Origin of the sequence: Ureibacillus thermosphaericus, assembly GCF_002370195.2 — a bacterium.
Lineage (GTDB): Bacteria > Bacillota > Bacilli > Bacillales_A > Planococcaceae > Ureibacillus > Ureibacillus thermosphaericus.
Map to the genome: position 1 here is coordinate 529,894 of NZ_AP018335.1, position 23,559 is coordinate 553,452.

At 39.5% G+C, this 23,559-nt stretch carries 15 protein-coding genes, 1 tRNA gene, 2 rRNA genes and 1 other RNA gene; 3 read left to right on the forward strand and 16 right to left on the reverse strand.

What is annotated here, in order from left to right:
* Nucleotides 1-25 precede the first annotated feature (25 nt).
* The 16 genes from UtA1_RS02545 to ffs form a co-directional block, all read right to left on the reverse strand.
* Nucleotides 26-2,953 (reverse strand): 23S ribosomal RNA (locus UtA1_RS02545).
* 303 nt (nt 2,954-3,256) lie between these two features.
* Nucleotides 3,257-4,809, reverse strand: a 16S ribosomal RNA gene (locus tag UtA1_RS02550).
* The 16S and 23S rRNA genes sit together here, the layout of an rRNA operon.
* A gap of 329 nt (nt 4,810-5,138) precedes the next feature.
* Nucleotides 5,139-5,408 (reverse strand): pro-sigmaK processing inhibitor BofA family protein, encoded by a 270-nt coding sequence (locus UtA1_RS02555; protein WP_096549940.1) that lies wholly within the window; start codon nt 5,406-5,408, stop codon nt 5,139-5,141.
* Between the two features lie 110 nt (nt 5,409-5,518).
* Nucleotides 5,519-5,752 (reverse strand): YaaL family protein, encoded by a 234-nt coding sequence (locus tag UtA1_RS02560; RefSeq protein ID WP_096549941.1) that lies wholly within the window; start codon nt 5,750-5,752, stop codon nt 5,519-5,521.
* Nucleotides 5,742-6,338, reverse strand: a complete 597-nt coding sequence (gene recR, locus UtA1_RS02565) for a recombination mediator RecR (RefSeq protein WP_096549942.1) — start codon at nt 6,336-6,338, stop codon at nt 5,742-5,744. Before recR ends, UtA1_RS02560 begins: the two co-directional genes overlap by 11 nt.
* A gap of 13 nt (nt 6,339-6,351) precedes the next feature.
* A complete protein-coding gene (locus UtA1_RS02570) occupies nt 6,352-6,666 on the reverse strand; it encodes a YbaB/EbfC family nucleoid-associated protein (protein ID WP_016839564.1) in 315 nt (104 codons plus the stop codon).
* 49 nt (nt 6,667-6,715) lie between these two features.
* Complete coding sequence (gene dnaX, locus UtA1_RS02575) at nt 6,716-8,476, reverse strand: DNA polymerase III subunit gamma/tau (protein ID WP_096549943.1); 1,761 nt, start codon at nt 8,474-8,476, stop codon at nt 6,716-6,718.
* Between the two features lie 145 nt (nt 8,477-8,621).
* On the reverse strand, nt 8,622-11,216 hold the full coding sequence (locus tag UtA1_RS02580) for a VWA domain-containing protein (protein ID WP_096549944.1): 2,595 nt from the start codon (nt 11,214-11,216) through the stop codon (nt 8,622-8,624).
* Nucleotides 11,200-12,942, reverse strand: a complete 1,743-nt coding sequence (locus tag UtA1_RS02585) for a vWA domain-containing protein (RefSeq protein ID WP_096549945.1) — start codon at nt 12,940-12,942, stop codon at nt 11,200-11,202. The genes UtA1_RS02580 and UtA1_RS02585 overlap by 17 nt, the downstream gene beginning before the upstream one ends.
* A gap of 11 nt (nt 12,943-12,953) precedes the next feature.
* Nucleotides 12,954-13,820, reverse strand: a complete 867-nt coding sequence (locus UtA1_RS02590; RefSeq protein WP_016839568.1) for a DUF58 domain-containing protein — start codon at nt 13,818-13,820, stop codon at nt 12,954-12,956.
* Entirely contained in the window at nt 13,817-14,782 is a 966-nt protein-coding gene (locus tag UtA1_RS02595; RefSeq protein WP_050988865.1) for an AAA family ATPase, read from the reverse strand. Before UtA1_RS02595 ends, UtA1_RS02590 begins: the two co-directional genes overlap by 4 nt.
* A gap of 38 nt (nt 14,783-14,820) precedes the next feature.
* Nucleotides 14,821-16,245 carry a hypothetical protein gene (locus UtA1_RS02600; protein ID WP_096549946.1) on the reverse strand — a complete coding sequence of 475 codons (1,425 nt, stop codon included), beginning with the start codon at nt 16,243-16,245 and terminating at the stop codon, nt 14,821-14,823.
* A gap of 11 nt (nt 16,246-16,256) precedes the next feature.
* Entirely contained in the window at nt 16,257-17,120 is an 864-nt protein-coding gene (locus tag UtA1_RS02605; RefSeq protein ID WP_096549947.1) for an ABC transporter permease, read from the reverse strand.
* On the reverse strand, nt 17,117-18,052 hold the full coding sequence (locus UtA1_RS02610) for an ABC transporter ATP-binding protein (RefSeq protein WP_016839572.1): 936 nt from the start codon (nt 18,050-18,052) through the stop codon (nt 17,117-17,119). The genes UtA1_RS02605 and UtA1_RS02610 overlap by 4 nt, the downstream gene beginning before the upstream one ends.
* The gene (locus UtA1_RS02615) at nt 18,049-20,418 is read right to left on the reverse strand and encodes a hypothetical protein (RefSeq protein WP_096549948.1); all 2,370 of its coding nucleotides are present in this window, start codon (nt 20,416-20,418) and stop codon (nt 18,049-18,051) included. The genes UtA1_RS02610 and UtA1_RS02615 overlap by 4 nt, the downstream gene beginning before the upstream one ends.
* Nucleotides 20,419-20,680: 262 nt before the next feature.
* Nucleotides 20,681-20,946: signal recognition particle sRNA large type (gene ffs, locus UtA1_RS02620), an RNA gene on the reverse strand.
* A 165-nt stretch (nt 20,947-21,111) separates the two neighbouring features.
* Here ffs and UtA1_RS02625 point away from each other — a divergent pair.
* The 3 genes from UtA1_RS02625 (at nt 21,112) to UtA1_RS02635 (ending at nt 23,474) form a co-directional block, all read left to right on the forward strand.
* A tRNA-Ser gene (locus UtA1_RS02625) sits at nt 21,112-21,204 on the forward strand.
* A 132-nt stretch (nt 21,205-21,336) separates the two neighbouring features.
* Entirely contained in the window at nt 21,337-22,596 is a 1,260-nt protein-coding gene (locus UtA1_RS02630; RefSeq protein WP_096549949.1) for an ATP-binding protein, read from the forward strand.
* Nucleotides 22,596-23,474 carry a response regulator gene (locus tag UtA1_RS02635; protein ID WP_096549950.1) on the forward strand — a complete coding sequence of 293 codons (879 nt, stop codon included), beginning with the start codon at nt 22,596-22,598 and terminating at the stop codon, nt 23,472-23,474. Before UtA1_RS02630 ends, UtA1_RS02635 begins: the two co-directional genes overlap by 1 nt.
* Nucleotides 23,475-23,559 lie beyond the last annotated feature (85 nt).

The following is a 23,559-nucleotide window of genomic DNA, read 5'->3' on the forward strand; positions in this document are numbered from 1 at the left end:
AAACTGGATAACGACATTGAAATGATTGGTTAAGTCCTCGATCGATTAGTATCCGTCAGCTCCACACGTCACCGTGCTTCCACCTCGGACCTATCTACCTCATCGTCTTTGAGGGATCTTACTTGCTTATGCAATGGGAAATCTCATCTTGAGGGGGGCTTCATGCTTAGATGCTTTCAGCACTTATCCCGTCCACACATAGCTACCCAGCGGTGCCTTTGGCAAGACAACTGGTACACCAGCGGTGTGTCCATCCCGGTCCTCTCGTACTAAGGACAGCTCCTCTCAAATTTCCTACGCCCACGACGGATAGGGACCGAACTGTCTCACGACGTTCTGAACCCAGCTCGCGTACCGCTTTAATGGGCGAACAGCCCAACCCTTGGGACCGACTACAGCCCCAGGATGCGATGAGCCGACATCGAGGTGCCAAACCTCCCCGTCGATGTGGACTCTTGGGGGAGATAAGCCTGTTATCCCCGGGGTAGCTTTTATCCGTTGAGCGATGGCCCTTCCATGCGGAACCACCGGATCACTAAGCCCGTCTTTCGACCCTGCTCGACTTGTAGGTCTCGCAGTCAAGCTCCCTTATGCCTTTACACTCTGCGAATGATTTCCAACCATTCTGAGGGAACCTTTGGGCGCCTCCGTTACCTTTTAGGAGGCGACCGCCCCAGTCAAACTGTCCACCTGACACTGTCTCCCAAGCCGATCAGGCTTGCGGGTTAGAATTTCAGTACAACCAGGGTAGTATCCCAAGGGCGCCTCCAGGGAAGCTGGCGCTCCCCCTTCTACGGCTCCTACCTATCCTGTACAAGTTGCACCGAAATTCAATATCAGGTTACAGTAAAGCTCCACGGGGTCTTTCCGTCCTGTCGCGGGTAACCTGCATCTTCACAGGTACTATAATTTCACCGAGTCTCTCGTTGAGACAGTGCCCAGATCGTTACGCCTTTCGTGCGGGTCGGAACTTACCCGACAAGGAATTTCGCTACCTTAGGACCGTTATAGTTACGGCCGCCGTTTACTGGGGCTTCAATTCGGAGCTTCGCTTGCGCTAACTCCTCCTCTTAACCTTCCAGCACCGGGCAGGCGTCAGCCCCTATACTTCACCTTACGGTTTTGCAGAGACCTGTGTTTTTGCTAAACAGTCGCCTGGGCCTATTCACTGCGGCTCATCAGGGCTTGCACCCCAATGAGCACCCCTTCTCCCGAAGTTACGGGGTCATTTTGCCGAGTTCCTTAACGAGAGTTCTCTCGCTCACCTTAGGATTCTCTCCTCGACTACCTGTGTCGGTTTGCGGTACGGGCACCTCCCGCCTCGCTAGAGGCTTTTCTTGGCAGTGTGAAATCAGGAACTTCGCGCATAACGCGCTCCCCATCACAGCTCGGCGTATTAGGAAGCGGATTTGCCTACTTCCACGCCTTGCTGCTTGGACACGCTCGACCAACAGCGTGCATTCCCTATCCTCCTGCGTCCCCCCCATCACTCAAACGGCGGGGAGGTGGTACAGGAATATCAACCTGTTGTCCATCGTCTACGCCTTTCGGCCTCGACTTAGGTCCCGACTAACCCTGAGCGGACGAGCCTTCCTCAGGAAACCTTAGTCATTCGGTGGATGGGATTCTCACCCATCTTTCGCTACTCATACCGGCATTCTCACTTCTAAGCGCTCCACCAGTCCTTCCGGTCTGACTTCGACGCACTTAGAACGCTCTCCTACCACTCGTGCAACGCACGAATCCACAGCTTCGGTGAATCGTTTAGCCCCGATACATTTTCGGCGCAGCGTCACTCGACCAGTGAGCTATTACGCACTCTTTAAATGATGGCTGCTTCTAAGCCAACATCCTGGTTGTCTAAGCAACGCCACATCCTTTTCCACTTAACGATTACTTTGGGACCTTAGCTGGTGGTCTGGGCTGTTTCCCTTTTGACCACGGATCTTATCACTCGTAGTCTGACTCCCGTGTATAAATAGCTGGCATTCGGAGTTTGTCTGAATTCGGTAACCCGAGGTGGGCCCCTAGTCCAAACAGTGCTCTACCTCCAGTATTCTTCACACGAGGCTAGCCCTAAAGCTATTTCGGAGAGAACCAGCTATCTCCAAGTTCGATTGGAATTTCTCCGCTACCCACACCTCATCCCCGCACTTTTCAACGTGCGTGGGTTCGGGCCTCCAGTGAGTGTTACCTCACCTTCACCCTGGACATGGGTAGATCACCTGGTTTCGGGTCTACGACCACGTACTCAAAACGCCCTATTCAGACTCGCTTTCGCTGCGGCTCCGCATTTTCTGCTTAACCTTGCACGTAATCGTAACTCGCCGGTTCATTCTACAAAAGGCACGCCATCACCCGTTAACGGGCTCTGACTACTTGTAGGCACACGGTTTCAGGTTCTCTTTCACTCCCCTCCCGGGGTGCTTTTCACCTTTCCCTCACGGTACTGGTTCACTATCGGTCACTAGGGAGTATTTAGCCTTGGGAGATGGTCCTCCCGGATTCCGACGGAATTTCACGTGTTCCGCCGTACTCAGGATCCACTCAGGAGAGGATGGATTTTCGACTACAGGGCTTTTACCTTCTCTGGCCGTCCTTTCCAGAACGGTTCATCTAATCCATCCTTTTGTAACTCCGTATAGAGTGTCCTACAACCCCAAGAGGCAAGCCTCTTGGTTTGGGCTGTTCCCGTTTCGCTCGCCGCTACTCAGGGAATCGATTTTTCTTTCTTCTCCTCCAGGTACTTAGATGTTTCAGTTCCCTGGGTGTGCCTTCTTAACGCTATGGATTCACGTTAAGATACTGTTCCATTACGAACAGTGGGTTCCCCCATTCGGAAATCTCCGGATCAAAGCTTACTTACAGCTCCCCGAAGCATATCGGTGTTAGTCCCGTCCTTCATCGGCTCCTAGTGCCAAGGCATCCACCGTGCGCCCTTAACAACTTAACCTTTACGGTTTTCGATACGCTGCGCAATACTTCGTCAATTTTGCTCGTTCGAATCCTCATGTACGCATATAGTACACTCCGGTTCTCACTCGCTCATTCCCTTGTCTTGCTTGCGTCTCGCAACCCTTACGGCTTTAATCCACGTCGCATTTACGTCGTGTTAGCCTAGTTGTTTGCGCTTTACAGTAAATTGCTTGCTTTCAATGTCGTTTATCCAGTTTTCAAAGAACAACACTATAACTTTGAAGGTCATAAACCTTCAAAACTGAACACAAAACGCTAATGCTTCCGTAAATATCCTTAGAAAGGAGGTGATCCAGCCGCACCTTCCGATACGGCTACCTTGTTACGACTTCACCCCAATCATCTGTCCCACCTTCGGCGGCTGGCTCCCGAAAGGGTTACCTCACCGACTTCGGGTGTTACAGACTCTCGTGGTGTGACGGGCGGTGTGTACAAGGCCCGGGAACGTATTCACCGCGGCATGCTGATCCGCGATTACTAGCGATTCCGGCTTCATGCAGGCGAGTTGCAGCCTGCAATCCGAACTGAGAACGGTTTTTTCGGATTGGCTCCGTCTCGCGACTTCGCGACCGTTTGTACCGTCCATTGTAGCACGTGTGTAGCCCAGGTCATAAGGGGCATGATGATTTGACGTCATCCCCACCTTCCTCCGTATTTGTACGGCAGTCTCCTTAGAGTGCCCAACTGAATGATGGCAACTAAGGACAAGGGTTGCGCTCGTTGCGGGACTTAACCCAACATCTCACGACACGAGCTGACGACAACCATGCACCACCTGTCACCGCTGTCCCCGAAGGGAAGGCTATGTCTCCATAGCGGTCAGCGGGATGTCAAGACCTGGTAAGGTTCTTCGCGTTGCTTCGAATTAAACCACATGCTCCACCGCTTGTGCGGGCCCCCGTCAATTCCTTTGAGTTTCAGTCTTGCGACCGTACTCCCCAGGCGGAGTGCTTAATGCGTTAGCTGCAGCACTAAGGGGTGGAAACCCCCTAACACTTAGCACTCATCGTTTACGGCGTGGACTACCAGGGTATCTAATCCTGTTTGCTCCCCACGCTTTCGCGCCTCAGCGTCAGTTACAGGCCAGGAAGCCGCCTTCGCCACTGGTGTTCCTCCATATCTCTACGCATTTCACCGCTACACATGGAATTCCGCTTCCCTCTCCTGCACTCAAGTCTCCCAGTTTCCAATGACCCTCCCCGGTTAAGCCGGGGGCTTTCACATCAGACTTAAGAAACCGCCTGCGCGCGCTTTACGCCCAATAATTCCGGACAACGCTTGCCACCTACGTATTACCGCGGCTGCTGGCACGTAGTTAGCCGTGGCTTTCTAGTAAGGTACCGTCAAGGTGCAGCCAGTTACTACTGCACTTGTTCTTCCCTTACAACAGAGCTTTACGATCCGAAGACCTTCTTCGCTCACGCGGCGTTGCTCCATCAGGCTTTCGCCCATTGTGGAAGATTCCCTACTGCTGCCTCCCGTAGGAGTCTGGGCCGTGTCTCAGTCCCAGTGTGGCCGATCACCCTCTCAGGTCGGCTACGCATCGTCGCCTTGGTAGGCCGTTACCCCACCAACAAGCTAATGCGCCGCGGGCCCATCCTATAGTGATAGCAGAACCATCTTTCAACATCAAAGCATGCACTTTGATGTGTTATCCGGTATTAGCACGCGTTTCCGCGAGTTATCCCAGTCTATAGGGCAGGTTACCCACGTGTTACTCACCCGTCCGCCGCTAACCTCATGAAAGCTAGGCTTTCAATTGGTTCGCTCGACTTGCATGTATTAGGCACGCCGCCAGCGTTCGTCCTGAGCCAGGATCAAACTCTCCATAAAGGAAAATTTGATTTGCTCAAAAATTGAATGTCCGAATCTAGTTTGTTAACGAGGGTTAACAACTAGATAATTTATTGCATTAACGTTTTGTTGTTCAGTTTTCAAGGTTCATCAAGTGTTAATTTAGTGACGCTAAAATATTATATCATGTTTATTTAATATTTCAAGCGTTTTTTCACACATTTTCAGCTCTCAAAAGAGAACTCTTATATTATATCTAATTCATCTTTTGTTTGTCAATATTTTTTAATTCCCTTGTTTATTTTGTAACTCAAAGGGAAATTCATTATATCAACATAATTAAAACAATGCAAGAGATTTTAATTAATTTATTGTAAAAGAGTTAAAACCGCTATGCATAGAACTCCTGGAACTCCTAATATAGTGATTGTTAAAGCAGAAAAGAAGTTAACAGGAACGATAATATCAAAACCATCAACCGTTATATGTGCTATATACAAAAAGGCGAAAGAACAAGCTAGGCGGAACCAAAAAATTGCGAGCTTTTCAATGATTATTCCATAGCCAATTCTTTTACCAATAGTAAGAAGTATCATGAGTAGCACGCATATAGCACCTAAAATTAAATATGTACCCATCTAATCTCCTCCTGAGTTTAAGTACATTGGAAACATATGCTATAACGGCTACTCTTAGTATTTAATTTTTTATGAATCAGGAAATTGTTTTATACGATATGGTCCTACTTTTATTTACGCAACATGATTTTTCGGATTCGTGCTTCCTTAAAAAGATAAAAGTGAATGCTTTCAGCAATTTTACTTTGAGCAATGACATCTAAATTATAATCTTCGGTTAACTCTTCAAGAAGTTTTGCATTATTCCAATCTTCTTTCGTTTCTTGCATTAATCGCGCTAACTGCTCATCAAATTCTTTTTTTAACTTTCCTTTTCTACTAAATAAACCCACTTTATATTTCACGCCGTCCTTCCAAAGCTTTAGATAACGTTACCTCATCAGCATACTCCAGATCGCCACCTACTGGTAATCCATGGGCTATACGGGTTGTTCGAATTCCAGATGGTTTTACTAGACGTGAAATATACATTGCCGTTGCTTCTCCTTCAATCGTTGGATTGGTTGCTAAAATAAGTTCTTTTACTCTTTCATCTTTTAATCGGTTGATTAAAGAAGCTACATTTATGTCTTCTGGTCCAACCCCATCCATCGGTGAGATAGCGCCATGCAAAACATGATACAAGCCATGGTAGTCCTTCATTTTCTCCATAGCTATCACATCTTTCGGGTCTTGTACGACACAAATTGTCGAGGCATCCCTTGATTGATCAGTACAAATTTGGCACGGATCCACATCTGTAATATGCCCACATACAGAACAGTATGTTAAGTCTCTCTTCGCATCAACTAATGCCTTTGCAAAGGACAAGACTGCATCTTCCTTCATTGTTAAAACGAAAAATGCCAGTCGAGCCGCAGTTTTCGGACCGATGCCTGGCAATTTCATAAAGCTATCAATGAGCTTTGATATTGGTTCAGGATAATACATTTAATTTTTCCTCCTAGAACGGAAGGTTTAAGCCTTGTGTAAATTTGCCCATTGTTGCCGCAGTTGCTTCATCCACTTTGTTCAATGCATCATTTGTTGCAACGGTAATTAAATCTTGCAGCATTTCTACATCTTCAGGGTCCACTACAGAAGGATCTATGTTGACTTCAAGCACTTTGCGTTCACCGCTAACTATTACTTTTACCATGCCACCGCCAGCTGTTCCTTCAAATTGTCTTGCATTTAATTCTTCTTGTGCTTGAAGCATTTCCTTTTGCATTTTTTGCATTTTTTTCATCATACTTTGCATATTACCCATTCCACGCATAAATACGTCCTCCTTCATTGACATTCATTAATAATTATGCTGAAAATTATCAATCTTCTACTACTTCAATAAAATCTTTCCCAAACATTTTTTCCGCTTCTTTCACAATTGGGTCTTCCGATTCGATCTCTTTTGCATCGTCAATATATGGCGCCTCAGGAGCGCTTTCCTGAACCTTACCTGCATTTTGATCTTTTTTTAGATTTAAACCGTTCTCCCGAATAAAGTTTTCACGCAAAACGGTCCATTGACTTTCTGGTATACATAAAATTTCGTACATGGTACCCATTTGTTGGAAAAGTATTTGAGAAAATGTAGAAGTAAGGTCTTTGTTTTCAGCAACCATTTGACAATGTATATCATACTTGAATTTTATCACAAATGCACTAGAAGAAGCTGCAACTGGTTCTGCTTCCGCAAATAGAGCTGATTGTGATTTTTGCAGTTGGTTGAGTGCAGGTAACCAAGCATTTTTAATTTGAATAATGTCTTTTTTAGTAGCTTCTTTTAATACTTCTTTTATTCTACCCGTCGGCGCTTTGTATGCATTCGTTATTTTTGTTCTTTGGCGATTCTCATCTTTTACTGGTGCATCCGTTGCAGATATCGCCGCTCCATTTTCAATTTGCTCTTTCAATTGAAAAATTATTTTCTCTAATTGTATGACTTTATTATTCAATACAGAATCCGCTTGTGGCATTTCTCCCGCTTTCAACACACCTACATTGGAAAATTGAGTCATTTTCAATAAAGCCGTTTCCAAATAAACTTTCGTGTGATGAGAAAATCTCATATCTTGCTGTGTTTTGGATAGGATATCGATATATCCGTAAAGCGTATCGGCTGAAAACTCGCGGGACAACTCGATAAATTTTTCCTCTGGCGTCACTAGCTCTAACAGTTCCTCTAAATCCTCGCTTGTTTGAAGCAATAATAAATCTCGGAAGAAGGTAATTAAGTCTTCCGATAAACGAAGTGGATCTTTTCCTTCTGCAATTAACTCTTCCAATAAAGATAGGACATGTGCAATGTCTTTTTCTTTTAAAGCAACAACCATATCATAGAACACATCTTGACTTATGGATCCGCTTACCAACAAAGCATTTTCTAAAGTCAACTTTTCCCCGCTAAAGGATACGACTTGATCTAATAAACTTAGTGCATCCCTCATCCCACCACTAGCTGCTTGGGCAATGACTTTTAACGCCTGTTCCTCAAAAGGTAAATTGATATCCTCTAACACTAATTTCATTCGTTCCACAATATCGTTGGAAGAGAGGCGTTTAAAATCAAACCGTTGACAGCGAGAAATAATTGTAGCTGGTAATTTATGAGGCTCGGTTGTTGCTAAAATAAATACCGCATGAGATGGAGGCTCTTCTAACGTTTTGAGTAAAGCATTAAAAGCACTTGTAGATAGCATATGCACTTCGTCGATTATATACACTTTATAGCGAGCACTTACTGGAGCAAACCTTACTTTCTCAATAATGTCGCGAATTTCTTCAACGCGGGAATTGGAAGCGGCATCGAATTCAATGACATCCGGATGCGAGCCTTCTGTTATACTTCGGCAAGTTGGACATTCATTACAAGGTTCATTTGTTGGTGCTTTTTCGCAATTTAATGCTTTAGCAAAAATTTTAGCAGTACTTGTCTTACCTGTACCTCGTGGACCAGAAAACAAATACGCATGCGTTGTTTTATTTGCTAGGAGAGCATTTTGAAGTGTTCTTTTTACGTGGGTTTGACCAGACATTTCGCGGAAACTTTGTGGTCTGTAAACACGATAAAATGCTTGGTACGTCAACGATTTCCTCTCCTTCTACCTTCGTCATTCTTGTAGCTACATTATAGCACAACTCCTTACATTACTTCTTCTTTTCTGTAGAGCATAATAAATGATTGAAAAAAGATGGCGCCACCTACTACGACACCATCCTATCCTTTTATTATTATTTTTTCCTTAACTCTTTTAATATTTCAGCTACACTCGTTTCTTCCTCTGTTACCTTTTGTGCTGTCACAATATTTTTCGATTTGCCCATTTGCTTGAAAAAGGCCCAACCAAATCTCCTTATCGTTATGTCGACAAAGAAAAGCAATAAACTGACGAGCAATATAATGGTAGCAATGCTTTGACGTGTTGCTCCTTGTTCGTTGAATTTTCGAAATACTTCTTGAGGATCCTCTACGATTTTGCCACCAGTTTTATCTGCTACTTCTTCTAATAATTTCTCATTTAGTTGTTGCAATCTATATTCCGAACTATACGGCACCGTTAATCCCGCTTGATATACATTGTCATCCTTTGAAATTCTAAAAAATACAAGCCCCGGTTTTGCATCCGCAACCGCTCGCACTTTACTTGCAGAAATCGGTTCTAAATGAACCTCCAATTCATTTCCATATTCATCTACAACTGCTACATCTAAAAATGCAGCTTGATTCGTTGGGTCGGTAATTAAGAATGAGCCTTCTCCATCCATTCGAATATCATAAGCAATTTCGTTATAAGTAGGCAGCAAGCGAGAAATTGCTGTATTCCAAAAGTCAACCCATCGATCCCAACGTCCCCAATCACCTGCCCAAGCACCTGTTGAATCGGAAGTAAATGCAATCGTCCTTCCTAATCCATATTGCCATTCTGCAAGCACCGGATCTTCTTTTTCACTTTCTGCTATCACATTAGCTGTAGTTTTCGCTGTCGTACCTATATAAGCATTCATTTGAGGAACGCCCTCTTCAAACAACTGATTCCAACCATCTGAGTGATAAATGACCGGATAAAACGGATCATCTACAATATATGTCCGAGAAATCATCGCTGTCTCACGAGATAAAATCGAAGGAATCGTCGTTTCATCCTCCACGTCATAAAATCTTCCTCCAGCTAATTCACTTAAGCTTTCTAAAAGTTGACGATCCGCATCATGCCCAATGGCAACAGTTGATAACGTAATATGTTTTTTCTTCCCACTTTCAATTAGTTCTTCGTAGTTACCTGATGTAGCTGACTGTCCATCTGTTAATAAAATAATATGTTTTCTTTGTAATGGTAAATCAAACAGATTATTATAGGCTAAAGAAAGAGAAGGATAAATTTCCGTACCTCCTTCAGCCGGAATCGATAAGATGGTATTAGTCACTTCATCTTTATTTCCTAATGGTTTAGTTTCAATGATTTCCCAAGGATGCGAGTCGAAAGCAATTAATCCAAAAGTGTCTCCCTCTCGAAGTAATTCCACGGAACGCACTGCTGCTTCCTTTGCTAATTCCATTTTTAGCCCAATCATACTGCCAGAACGGTCAAGTACAATGACAAGTCCTAAAGATGGAAGTTGTTGTTTACCCTTTACTTCCATTTCTACTGGTAGCAACTTTTCAATTGGTGTTTTAAAATATCCGCCAAGGCCAAAGCTGTTTTCACCACCAACCATCATAAAGCCAATGCCAAAGTTTTTTACCGCCTGCTCGATGACACCCATTTTCGCTTCTCCTACAAGATGGCCAGGAACATTGTCAAAAATAATGGCATCATACTTCAACATATATGATAGCGAGCTCGGCAATTCTTCAGATAACACTTCTTCAAATTGGATTGAAGAAGGATTTAACATATCAGCAATTGGAGAGCCTTCTTCTCTATCACTAACAATGAGTAATCGTGGGGTACTTTGAACCATTGTTATACTTGTCAACTTATTATTTTCTAAGATTGCATCTTCATCGGTTTGAATGTATGCTTCATATTTGACTAAACCTTCTTTATTGCCTTTATGTCGATAAGTAAAAACATTTTTCCCTTCTTCTAGCTGAATTGTTTCCCGGAAAATAAGTTGATCATTTTCATATAACAGCAATTCGCCCATTGTATCTGTTGTTGATTCAATTTCAGTCACTAATGTTTGTTCTTCTCCCTGATAAGCCACTTGCGGTGTTGTAAAGCTCTGAATTGAAACATCGTTGCTTATTTTTCTACCTAATGGAACAACATCTACTGAAATTTTTGAACCAGCTATTTTTGTTATGCTCTCTAAAACTTCACCTTTCGTTTGTAAACCATCCGTCATAAGAACAATGCGTGTTGCTTTGTCCTTATCAACGATGCCTGTTGCTAGTTGTAGTGCTTGTTCAATATTTGTCTCACCCACTTCACGTATTTCACTTAAGTTTGGAACATGCTCTAATGTCTTAGATAAGATTGCTTCAGTTTGAAAGTTCAATGCAAAAGAATAAATCCCTACCGAATGGGTTTCTTTCTTTTCTCGTAAACTTTCTTCGATAAACTTTAACGCTTCATCCTCAGTGCCTGCCATTGAAGCAGAGCGGTCGATAAGGAATAATACTTGCTCTTCCTTCACCGGCAATAACAAATAAGGAGATGCAATGGCAAAGACAAGCATAATAATAGTGATAATACGTATGATAAAGACAATTCCATGTTTCCTTTTTAATAATGAACGATGATGTAACCACGTCCAAATCAAATACCCTAAGAGTGGTATGAGCAAAAGCAGGAAAATTGGATGATCAATTCGCAAATCCACGTCTTCTTTGCACCTCCCACTCAACCACAATCAAAAATAAAATAAGTAGCACAATCCATTTCGCAATTGATTGATTCGTTATTTCCTCTTGTCCACTTACGACATTTCCTAATTCAAAACTCGTCCCTTCTTCAATTGTCCGCTCTTTCTGTGGTAATTGAACAATAAAAGGTCTCTCCTCATGTTCTGATTGAACAACATATAACCCTGGTTTTGATGGCGCTTGAAAATCCCTTGATTGTTCAAAAGAAGAAATATACACGCCATCTGCAGTGTAAATGGACCAGTCACCTGGCAATAACGAAACAGCTCGTTGTTCATTTGGCGTAAATATTCCTAATGAAGTTTTACCTTCCATTAGTTCATTTTGAACACTCCATAAAAACAAAGGAAATGAAGGATAAAGCGGCCAGTCTGTTGACTGAATATCCGCTAAAACGACAATATCTCCTTTAGGAGACCGTTGAATAAATGGTTTGTCTCCAACCCTTGCAATCGTATCAAAGTCATCAAATGGTGGGTAAACCGCACTTACATATACATCTTCTAGCGAACTGAACGCAAACAATTCATCTTGTATTACTTCTATTTTTCCGCTTACTTCACTTTCAATCTCATCATCTCGGCCAATTAATACAATCGGTTCATTACGCTTAAGAAGTTCGGTTTGATTCGTTACTACAATCGCACCCCTTAAGGATTCCAATTGATGTTCAGGAACAGATTTCACATCAAGACCTACCGATTGAAACCCGATTTGCACTAACTTATGCATATCTTGTCCTACCGCAATTTCATAAGGATTACTTCCAACGATGGTCATCATCGAATTATCTGCTTCGTAATCATCCTTTACTTGAATCGTTGCAACAAGCACATCAATATTCGGCAAAGCTTCAAATGTGTTGGCCAATTCTGCTTTTGGTTGTAACGTAATGGTTTTTTCCAATAACTCATCGCCATCTTTATTTGTAATAGAAAGCTGTACCGTTTGATTTTCTTCTGTTTCATTTTTTAATTGTAACAATGCAATCGTTTCACCATTTATGCTTGTTGCTGCCAATCGAGTGATTGCCACATTTTTTAAGTCTCTATCTGCTCCCTTAACAATCCATTTCACATGTTCACTCTCTATAGGCAAATCCGAACGGGATACAGCATCTGTAAATAAATATATTGTTGTTGGCAAATCACCGATAAAAGCATTTGCCATCTCAATTGCTTTCGTTAAATGCTGCTCTTCGTAAGTTACGGCTAATCCGTCGATTGCTTTTTCGATTTGCTGCACATTCGTTTCTTGACGAATAATTGCTTTTGGATCACTACCTGTTGTAATGATTGTTAATGGTCTTCCCCCAATCTCTTTCACGAGTGAACGCATTTCCTCTAGATGTTTTTCAAAGGTCGATTGTTCTTTTCCTGCAAGCATTGTCGCAGACGTATCCACAATCCATATTACTTGTTCTCCGCCAATTTCCTTTGTTTTTAAATAGGGATTCATTAATGCAAGAACAAACAACAGTAGTGCTAACATCTGTAAATAAAATAGCGCATTCCTTTGTAAATGTTTTAAGTAAGGCGATACGCGGGTTTCTTGCATCACTTGTTCCCAAAAAAGTGTGGAAGATACTTCTTGTTCTTTATATTTCTTTCGAAAGAAGTAATATAAAAGGACAATGATTGGAAAAGCAATGGTCCATAAAAAGATTAATTGACTAACCCCCAAAGCGTATCACCTCACTGTACCCACCGATTCATTAATAATTGATGAAAAATCGCGTGCTGAATTCCATTTTCAACGACTAATTGAATTGTTTGAATGCCGAAGCGACTGCATATCTTATGGAAAGCTGCTTCGTGTTGAGCGCGTTCTTTTTTATACTGTTCTAGCACTTTATTCGACATAGAAACGTTTAATTCTTCATTACTTTCTGCATCAATTAACCGAACATCCCCTGTATAGGTTGGATTTAATTCTTCTTCCGTCACAATTTGAATACAACGAACGTCCCCTGCAAAACGAGGAAGTTTACGGAAAAAATGTTCCCATTCCGTTATCGGTTCTAGACTATCCGTTATAACAAATAATACCGTACTATCTTTTGGTAAAGCCTTTAATCCATTCTTTGCAAAACTCTCTTTAAAAGTAGCTTCCTTCATTTGCGACACTATTTGCAAATAGACTTTTCGATAAGTTGCTCCTTTTCTTCTAAAAAAAGTGTCTGCCTCTAAAGTAGAAAAGGAGAGTCGATCATCTCTGTTTAATACCATGATTCCTAAAGCAGCAACAAGCTGTCTTGCAAATAGCCACTTTTTCTCGTCACCCATTGAACGAGAGGAATCCAGCAATATATGCACTCTCATTTCCTGCTCATCTAAAAAACGCTTAATAAAATATTTTTCCGTCCTTGCGAATACATTCCAGTCTACTTGACGCACATCATCTCCTAACGCATATTCTCTATAATCTGAGAAATCTAAGGAAGAACCAAAGCGTTGAGAGCGATGCGAACCTTTATGATGCCCTCTTAATTTGGAAGATGTGGCAACCGATAAGCGTCCTATTTTGGTAATCAATTCATCTGATAAAATGAAATGATTCATGCGGAGACACCTTGTTGAATGTGATGTAGTATTTCTTCTATTAAATCGTCCGTTGTTTTTCCAGTTGCCTCTCCTTCATAATTTAAAAGAAGTCGATGACGCAAAGCCGGTTTAGCCACAGCTTTTATATCTGCAAGAGCTACATGAAATCTCCCGTTAAATACCGCTCTCGCTTTTGCTAGCTTAATGATACTTTGTAATCCCCTCGGTCCACTTCCATACATGATGTATTGTTTTACAAAAGGTAAAGCATCCTCCCCTTTTGGATGGGTTGCCATGACTAAATCAGCTGCATATTCTAACATTTCATCAGCTACTAATACTTCCTTTACCATTTGTTGGGCAATAATTAAACGTTCTGTATTCATCACTTTTTGTAATTGAATATCTTGTGAACCTGTCGTCCGTTTCATTATTTCCATTAACTCGTCTTTACGAGGATATGGTACTAATATCTTGCATAAAAAGCGGTCCATTTGTGCCTCTGGTAGAGGATATGTTCCTTCCATTTCAATTGGATTTTGTGTCGCTAATACAAAAAACGGTTTTGCCATAGGCTTCGTATCTCCTAAAATTGTCACCGTCTTTTCACCCATTGCTTCTAATAATGCACTTTGCGTTTTGGGTGTTGCTCGGTTAATTTCATCAGCCAACACCATTTGGTTAAAAATCGGTCCTGGTTGAAAAACAAATTGTTGTGAGCCTCTTTCAGTTCGTTGAATGATATTTGTCCCTGTAATATCAGCAGGCATTAAATCTGGCGTAAATTGGATGCGGGAGAAGGATAAATCTAAAACACTTGAAATCGTGCGAATAAGCATCGTTTTCCCCATCCCAGGCAACCCTTCTAATAATGCATGACCATCTGCCAATATAGAATAAAGAGTGTATTCGATCGCCTCATCCTGACCAACAATAAATTTACCAATTTCCTTTCTTACTCGCTGCAGCTGTTCTGCCATTTCCGAATATTGTTCTTCACTAAACACACTGATTCCCCCTACTCTTCAGACTGAATCGATGAAAAGTATGATTCCACTACATTTTGTAGATCTTTCGGTAGTTGCAAACGTTCGGTACTTTGTAAATACTTTTCTTCATATTCCCCGATGACTTCTTCATAAGGACGAACACTTCCCTTTGTCACGGGAACTGGGCCTTTTTGTTCTATTGCTGGATCTCCTTCACCTATCGGACCACTGTCTACAGTTGGTTCATTGCTTTCTCCAAGCCGCCCACTAGGCACTGATAGAAGATTGCGACCTCCCTTTCCTTTTCCTGCACCGCTACCTGCCATAGATCCATTTCCTTGACCTTGGCCAAGACCTGTTGTTCCATTGCTTCCCTGACCTTGATTACTCCCGGACCCAGATCCAGTATGTCCTTGGCCTTGACTACTGCCAGAACCATTACTTCCTTGACCAGTCTGATTATTATTTTGTTGCTGATTGGCTTTGCTGTTATTATTCCCCATTGAGGAATTGCCATTTTGGTTATTCATGTTTTGAGAGTTGTTTCCAATGTTAGATTCGTTCGTTTGAGAATCTATCGCTTTAGCTATCGTGTTTTGCAAATCAAAGCTAATAGGCTTTCCAATTTTACTTAAGGCATTTTGAGTGTTCGAAGCATTTTTTGCAAGTAAACTTTGCATTTCCGCTAAATCTTTCAGTTTTTGCAATTCTTCTTCCGATAATTCCGAAGTTTCACCCTTTTCTCCTAACTTCTTATCCTGCAATTTTTGTTGTTGCAGTTTTAGTTCTTTTTGTTTCTTTACTACCTCTCGAAGCGCTTGTTCAGAAGTCTCTACCTCTTTCAATTTTTCAAGGAGCTCTTTCATTTCCCTTTTTACTTCTTCAGATTGAGCTTTTTTCTCTAATTTCGCTATTTCCTTTTCCATTTCCTGAATGACTTCTCGTTCTTTTTCAACAACCTGCGCTTCCTGTTGCGTTTTGGAAGGAAAAATGACTAAAGTAGCCATAATAATGATAGCACCCAAAATTCCAAGCAATACTTTTGGTCGCCAATAGTTTTTTGGTCGCTTTTTAAAACGGTCATAAGCTCCTTCCAATTCGTTAATAGCTTTGTTCATAATTGAATCTGCTAATGGATGCTCCTCATTGTTAAATGAAAGAGCTGTTACTAATTCGTTATAAGGATAAAAAGAATCTAATTCCCGTATCGCTTCCTTCAAACGAATGCGCTTAAAGTATATATAAACAACCGTCACAATAAGTGTTGCACACGCCACAAACAAAGCAACTTCGTCATAATAGGCGAAAACAAAGAAGCGAGAAACGAAGAGGATCGCCAGGCTAAGTATTAATGAAAAGAAAATTCCGTATTGTAACATAGGCAGCATTTTTTCAATGTTTAAGCTTCTTTTTGCTTTCTTCACGTATTTTAATAATCCGCTTTGACGATCCATCTTTCTCACTCCTAACGATTTGTTTTCATATTTGCTCGCAATTTTCGAATGGCAATGGTTAAACAAACAATGGTGATAAATACATAAAAGATTAAATAAACAATCCAATTTGGAAAACTAATTCCAACTGTATCTATTAAAGCTGTTTTCGTATCAGGGATAAGCAAAGTAAGAATAAGTACGCCTGGGTTAATACTTGCCCAAAAATACGATATTGGTAAGAATGTCGTTAAACCTTGAGTATTTTGTTGTTGCGACATCATCATTTGTTCTAAAGAAAAACCTACAAAGAAGAAGAAAGCAGTAATACCTCCTAAAAATATCATCGCTCCGTAAGTTGCAATCATCGAAATAATCGTTCTTTTTGTAATCGTTGAGAACATGATGCCAATACTACCGATCGCAATTAATGTAACTAAATAAAAGAAAAACATTGTAAAAAATTGTCCTGGTGACACTCCTCCAAATAAAAACACAATGCTATAAAGCGGCAGCCCAGCTATTAACATTAAAATAAGAAATGCTACAGAGGATAATAGCTTTCCAATAATTATTTGCGAAGAGGATTGGGTTGTCGTCAGTAAAATATTTAAAGTTTGTTTCTCCCGCTCTGTGCTAATTGCCCCAGCAGTAAGCCCTGGTGTAATAAACATAACAAGGGCCATTTGCAATACAGAAAGTACAGAAAACATCGTAAAACTATTGCTAGGTACGAAAAATCCAGAGGTAGAAAATTGCGTAAATATTAGTAAGAAGCCTGAAACAAATATGATTAATACCGCTAAATAAAACATTAAGCCTGAAAAGCTTTTAAAGGCGCGGAAACGCAATTTTAATTCTTTCATCAATACAGGATTGGATAATAGTCCTTTCATTTTGAATCCGCTCCCTTCGTAATCGCCATATAAACATCTTCCAAATCTTTTTCATCTTCCATGAAAGAATAAACCGGAAGTCCCGCAACAATTGCTCTTTGCAATAATTTCATTTGTTCTTCCTTCGTCCCTTTATAAATAAACGTTATTGCTTCATTTCCTTCTAGCACTTCAATTGATGAAACAAATGGATCTTCCTCTAAAAACTTCACCGTTTTTTCAATTTCATGTAAAACTTTTATCGTAATATTCTTATCTCCCTGTAATTTGGACTGTATGGAATCAACATTTCCATGGGCAATTAATTTCCCTCGATCAATAACACCAATTTCATCACACATTTCCGCAAGTTCAGGAAGTATATGGGATGAAATTAAAATCGTTTTCCCCATCTGTTTTAACTGCTTAATGATTTCTCGCATTTCTACCCTTGCTCGCGGATCTAAACCAGATGCTGGTTCATCTAAAATTAACACTTTCGGATCATGGATGAGCGAACGAGCTAAACATAGGCGCTGCTTCATTCCCCGGGATAACAAATCTACATATTCATAACGTTTATCCGTTAAATTGACGAGCTCTAACAATTGTGGAATCAGCACTTTCCTTTGTTTTTCTGAAAGTCCATAACACGCACCATAAAAATCTAAATATTCATCTGTTTTTAATTGGTCATAAACTCCAAAAAAGTCTGGCATATAGCCAATTAATTTCCGCACTTCTTTTGGCTCTTTTACAACGCTTTTCCCATTAATAAAAGCATCGCCTGATGATGGGGAGAGGAGGGTGGCAAGAATAGAAAAAGTTGTAGATTTACCAGCCCCGTTTGCACCAACAAAACCAAAAACTACACCTTCCCCAACAGTCATAGTCAACTGGTCAAGGGCTGTAAAAGAACCAAATTTTTTTGTGAGATTTTGAATTTCAATCATTTATTAGCCACCCCCTGAATCTCTACAGTCGGTAATTTAATTGGCGACATTTCAATATTGTTTTTAACCTGTAATAACATCTTTATTTCATGATACTCTGAAATATATTGTTCGAGATTTTCCTGTAATAACATTTCTTTCTCTTGAATTTCTTCAAAACGATTTGTCTTATAATTCCAAAGGGAAATTGTTAGGTTTTTATTTTCGTGATTCGATATTTTTATTTTTGTCAATTGCAATTTTTCATCAAATAATTCTTCTGGAATGACAGCTATATATTCATACTCACCAGGGTCTAATTGCCATTCATTATTTTGTTCATTATACATTTCCATATATCCAGCATTGACAGGATATATATTTGTTTCCATCATGCTATCATTCACTGTAAATTCCCCTTCAAGATCCAAATTTGGTTCAAATGTTTGAAGAATAACAGCGATAGGGTTTACTTCTGCCCTACCATCTAATTGAATACCGACGATCGCTTCTTCTGCCCAACCAATAACTACCGGCTGATTTTCATCCATTAAATTTAAAGCCTGATATTTCAGTTGCATGATCCTTTTTGGAATCAATTCTTCAGCCGTTTTTGGCGTTCCTAAATAATTACCATAAACAATTGGTTTTAAAAGAATTGAGCTGTTTAAGGATTCAGAAACCTTTACTGTCTCATTTGGTTTAATATCTCCTAATAGAATCTCTCGTGCACCAGACCAAATAGCAACATCCTTCACAGCAAATGGGAAATTATTTTTTACCGTTCCCTCAATTTTTGAATCTTTCACAGTTAAATCGATATCAAAGTTCCCTGCATTTGGTATGTTAGTTTCACCAATAATTGATTGCACAGACCAATAATTCAAATTTCGTAAGTGAATGGTCGTTCCATTCCCATGATGTTTAACATAGGATTTTTCATGTAAGATACCGAAAGTATTCATTCCATAGTTTCTTTTCGCAAAGGCAGACGTATTTTCATCTACAGTAAATACAAAATCTCCGCCTCGATTCGTTAAAATAGACTCTACATAATAGCCTGATAAGTTTTTTCTATTCACTTTATAAAAGGCTGACTGATTGATTTGAGCTTGCATAATGCGATCTTTTGCGCCAACAATGAACATTGACAATGTTAATACAATTGATAGAACAGGGATAAGCCACCATGCATGTTCCCTTTTGTCGAGCTTTTTTAATACGAGATATAAAATAGGTCCTACAATGAACATGTAAAGTATGATCGTAATAATAATGAGTGGCGTTTTTACTTGGAATGAAGGGAATAACTCATTAGAATTTCCAACCTCATATGGCAACTGATCTAAAAAATTCCCTCTGTTCCATTGATTGCTATTCGATTGAAGCTGCAAAATTTCGTTTATTAACTTTCCATAACCATCCATCGTTGAGAGCGGCTGATCTCCTAACGAAAAAGTCGTTTGAATAATTTTTCCTTTCCCTAAGTCAATGGATGAGGCAAGTATTGTATTTCCATCAGCGAGGATTCTTTTGCTACCTTCTTTTTCAGTTGCACGGAATACTTCAATATCTTCCGTAAAAATGCCGCCTTTAGATAATGTTTCTAATACTTCTTTCGTGACGATAACTTTCTCAGAGGACAAATTTAATGGAAGATATTCACCAAATATCCCCATGGAACGCTCCACTTGTTCAGATGCTCCAACTAGCAGAATTCCACCGTTTTCTACCCACTCATAAATTGCCTGTTGCTTCTCTTCTGATAAATCGGCAATATTCATTTCATCCACAACGAATATATCTGCCATGGCAAATCCTTTGAAATCTATAGGAAAATCATAATTAGGGATTTGATTTAAATGAAAAATTTCAATATTATTTGGAACATATTGACTCAAACGTAATAATGCCGCTAAACGATCACTATTTTCCGTATAAGTAAAAATAAATGAATAATCTCCGTCGTAATAAGATCGAAAACGAATATTTTTATCGCCTGAATAATCAATTAATTTTCCTTTTTCAATACCACCATCATAAAAGGAAAAAAGGCTTTCGTTTTGTGAGCGATAATAATAATCGTCTGATAAACCGTCCAAATAAAGAGTAATTGTTTTTGTTTCACCTTCTGCCAGATCTAGTGCATAAACTTGAGCAGAACCGGCTGAATAAGTAACTGCAGCATCGATGACTAAATCCCCTGAAAAGGGACTCCCATTATTTGTGATTGTTAATTTTATTGGTAAAGGTGTATACAATTTAATTTTGTTGTCTACACCTACTTCTGCTTTCACTTCCAATTGTGGTGCAGCACGTGTTGTATCAATTTGAACAAAGAAAGTAATAAAGACTACCATCATTAGAATGAATATATTTCTTTGCACCCAGCGACATCTCCTTTTCACATCTTTTGTTGATTAGTACGTTTTTTTTAACATATAGTTCCGAGTAATTGAAAAAAATAACAAATTCTTAAGTTTTTATTAAGAAACTGTTCGCATCTGGTGGAATACAGGTTCAATTCATTTGAATTAAAAAAGGCTATAGATATCTCATTGTTTAAGATATCTACAGCCTTTCCAAAATTGTTCGATATAATATTTAACTATAAAAATAGCCGACACGGCAAATATTTCAATCATAAAGCCGTGCACCTTTCCTCGACTGCAGCACATAGGTGCTACTCTTGTCGCCAGCTCGGGTCAGGCTACCCCACGGCACATGGGTGAAACCACTTAATGCTGCTTCCTTCCGGACCTGACATGGTTCATGGCTACCCATTGCGCGGGACCCAACCTTCAACGCTACGTGCAAGAGGCAAACCCTACATGCATACAGCCTCAAAAAGGACTTCAGTCTCGCTAGAGCGGATTGCGAGTTACAGGGCACCGCTACCTCCCCACCTAGCACGGCATAAATTAGTATACCTCATATACAATGATAATTGCAATGTTTTGTTCTGGGTATTCTTCTACTTGTAGCACATTATTCCATAAACATCCTAATTTTGTGATTTTTATATCATTGTTTTTATTGACTTATTTAAAATTCCATGTTATATTATTACTTGTCCAAATGGAGGAATACCCAAGTCTGGCTGAAGGGATCGGTCTTGAAAACCGACAGGCGGGTCAAACCGCGCGGGGGTTCGAATCCCTCTTCCTCCGCCATACATACATTTGAAATTTCAACCACTACTGAATTTCAGTAGTGGTTTTTTATTTTATCGAAATACTTCTTTTTTATTTTCCTTCTATTTTAGATTAGAATAAATGGAAGAACTATTTTTTTAAGGAGTTATTATGGAACAAGCAAAATCAATGAACTATCGGTATGATTATTTGTTGATATTCATTGTTGCAATTTTGACAGCTATTGCAAGTGAAGTGAAAGTCATTCCTTTTGAAGGTGCACCTTTCCGAATCGGTTTAGGAACCGTAATATTTTTATTAGTAGTCTTGATTCGACCATTACCGCTGATTCATACTGGATGCATAACTGGAATCGTTGTAGTCCTTTTTCGTGCATTATTAGATGAACTATTATTAATAAGTTCATTTTCGGTTTCATTAATTTCTCATATTCCAGCAGGTCTTTTTTATATTTTATTTGCTATAGGTCTAAGCATTATCAAACTTGAAAAAAACAAATCGAAACCTTTCTTATTAGCAAGTTTGGTAACCATCGTTGAATTTGTAAGTAATTTTGTTGAACAGCTAACAACCACATTATTTATTACAGACATTTCTGTAACAATCAAAGAAGTTGCATTACTACTTTTAGTTGCCATCATCCGTAGCTTCTTCGTCATCGGTATTTATAGTACTATCACTGTAAAAGAACAAAAAAGACAAATGCAACAATTATTAAACTTCATCTCAACCCTTTACGTAGAAGCATTATATTTAAAAAAATCCATGAACGAAATCGAACATATTACCGCTAATAGTTATAGTTTATATGAACAATTAAAAAAGATAGATCCATTGCTAAGTATTAAAGCGATTTCAATTGCTCAAGAAATTCACGAAGTCAAAAAAGATGAACAAAGAATTTATGCAGGCTTATCAAAAATCTTAAAAATGGAACAATTAGATGCTTATTTCATCTCCGATTTACTTCAATATGTAAAGGAAGCGAATGAAAAATACAGTGAAATGCTAAATAAAAAAATTCAATTCAAAGTTTCCTATAATCAAGATTTTTATACAAAACAACATCTTCCTTTACTTGCACTAATGAATAATTTAGTTGCAAATGCTGTAGAAGCAATTGAAGAGGAAGGAACAATCCATATTGCGATAAACACATCTAAGGACTTCACAACTATTACAGTAGAAGATACAGGTATTGGCATTCCAAAAAATTTAATCCCTGTCATATTCGACCCAGGATATACTACAAAATTCAACAGTGAAGGCGTACCTTCGACTGGAATCGGCTTATCCCATGTACAAGCTATCGTTCACAAACTAAATGGATCGATTGATGTAATAAGCAATGAAACGACAACCTTTTCAATCAAACTTCCATTAAATATACTGCAAAAAGGAGAATCGTAATGAGGTATTTTATAGTTGATGACGATCGTGCAAGCCGTGCCATGATCACCCAAATTATTGAAGATAGCCAACTTGGAACAGTGATTGGAGAAGCCTCCAATGGACAAGAAGCGATTACCCAAATATTAGTGATGCAGCCAGATTTCGTTATCATTGATTTATTAATGCCTATATTAGACGGGTTAGCAACGATAGAACAACTTCGGGAAAATCTTTACGATGGAAAGTTTATTATGATTTCTCAAGTCATTAATAAAGAGATGGTCGCTCAAGCTTACGAAAAAGGAATTGAATTTTTTATCCATAAGCCAATTAATAAGGTAGAAGTAGAAATGGTATTAAGAAAAACTGAGGAACAATATCGATTAAAAAGCTCCATTTCCGCAATACGACAATCTCTTTCAAATTTCGAGACACCTAGCATCCATCATTCCAAAAAATCAACACGTGATCATGTTTTAAGCATCTTAAATGATATGGGGATTATTGGAGAGGTAGGGAGTGAAGATATTACAAAAATCATAGAATTATTGATGGCAGATAAACAAAAAAATACACCTCTTCCACCATTAAAAGAGTTGTATGAGCGAGTTGCTGGTCTGACAAAAACCACTCCTGATGAAATCATAAAAGAAAGTAAATCAATTGAACAGCGTATTCGTCGAACGATATTAGCTGCTATGATTAACCTTGCAAACTTAGGTTTAGTAGATTATACAAACTCAGAGTTTGAATATTACGCCCCCCGCTATTTTGAATTTACAGAAATTAGAAAATTAATGAATCAAATTAGAAATAACGAAGAAAAAAAAGTAAAAATTAACATAAAAAAGTTCATCCAAGTGTTATTTGCAGATATTGTAAATAAGGCAAATTAAAAAAATTTTTATCGGATTTTGTCGGATTTTGTATGAAACTTTTTAATATTATTTTGGTTATTTTTTTTATTTAAACAGGGGGGAA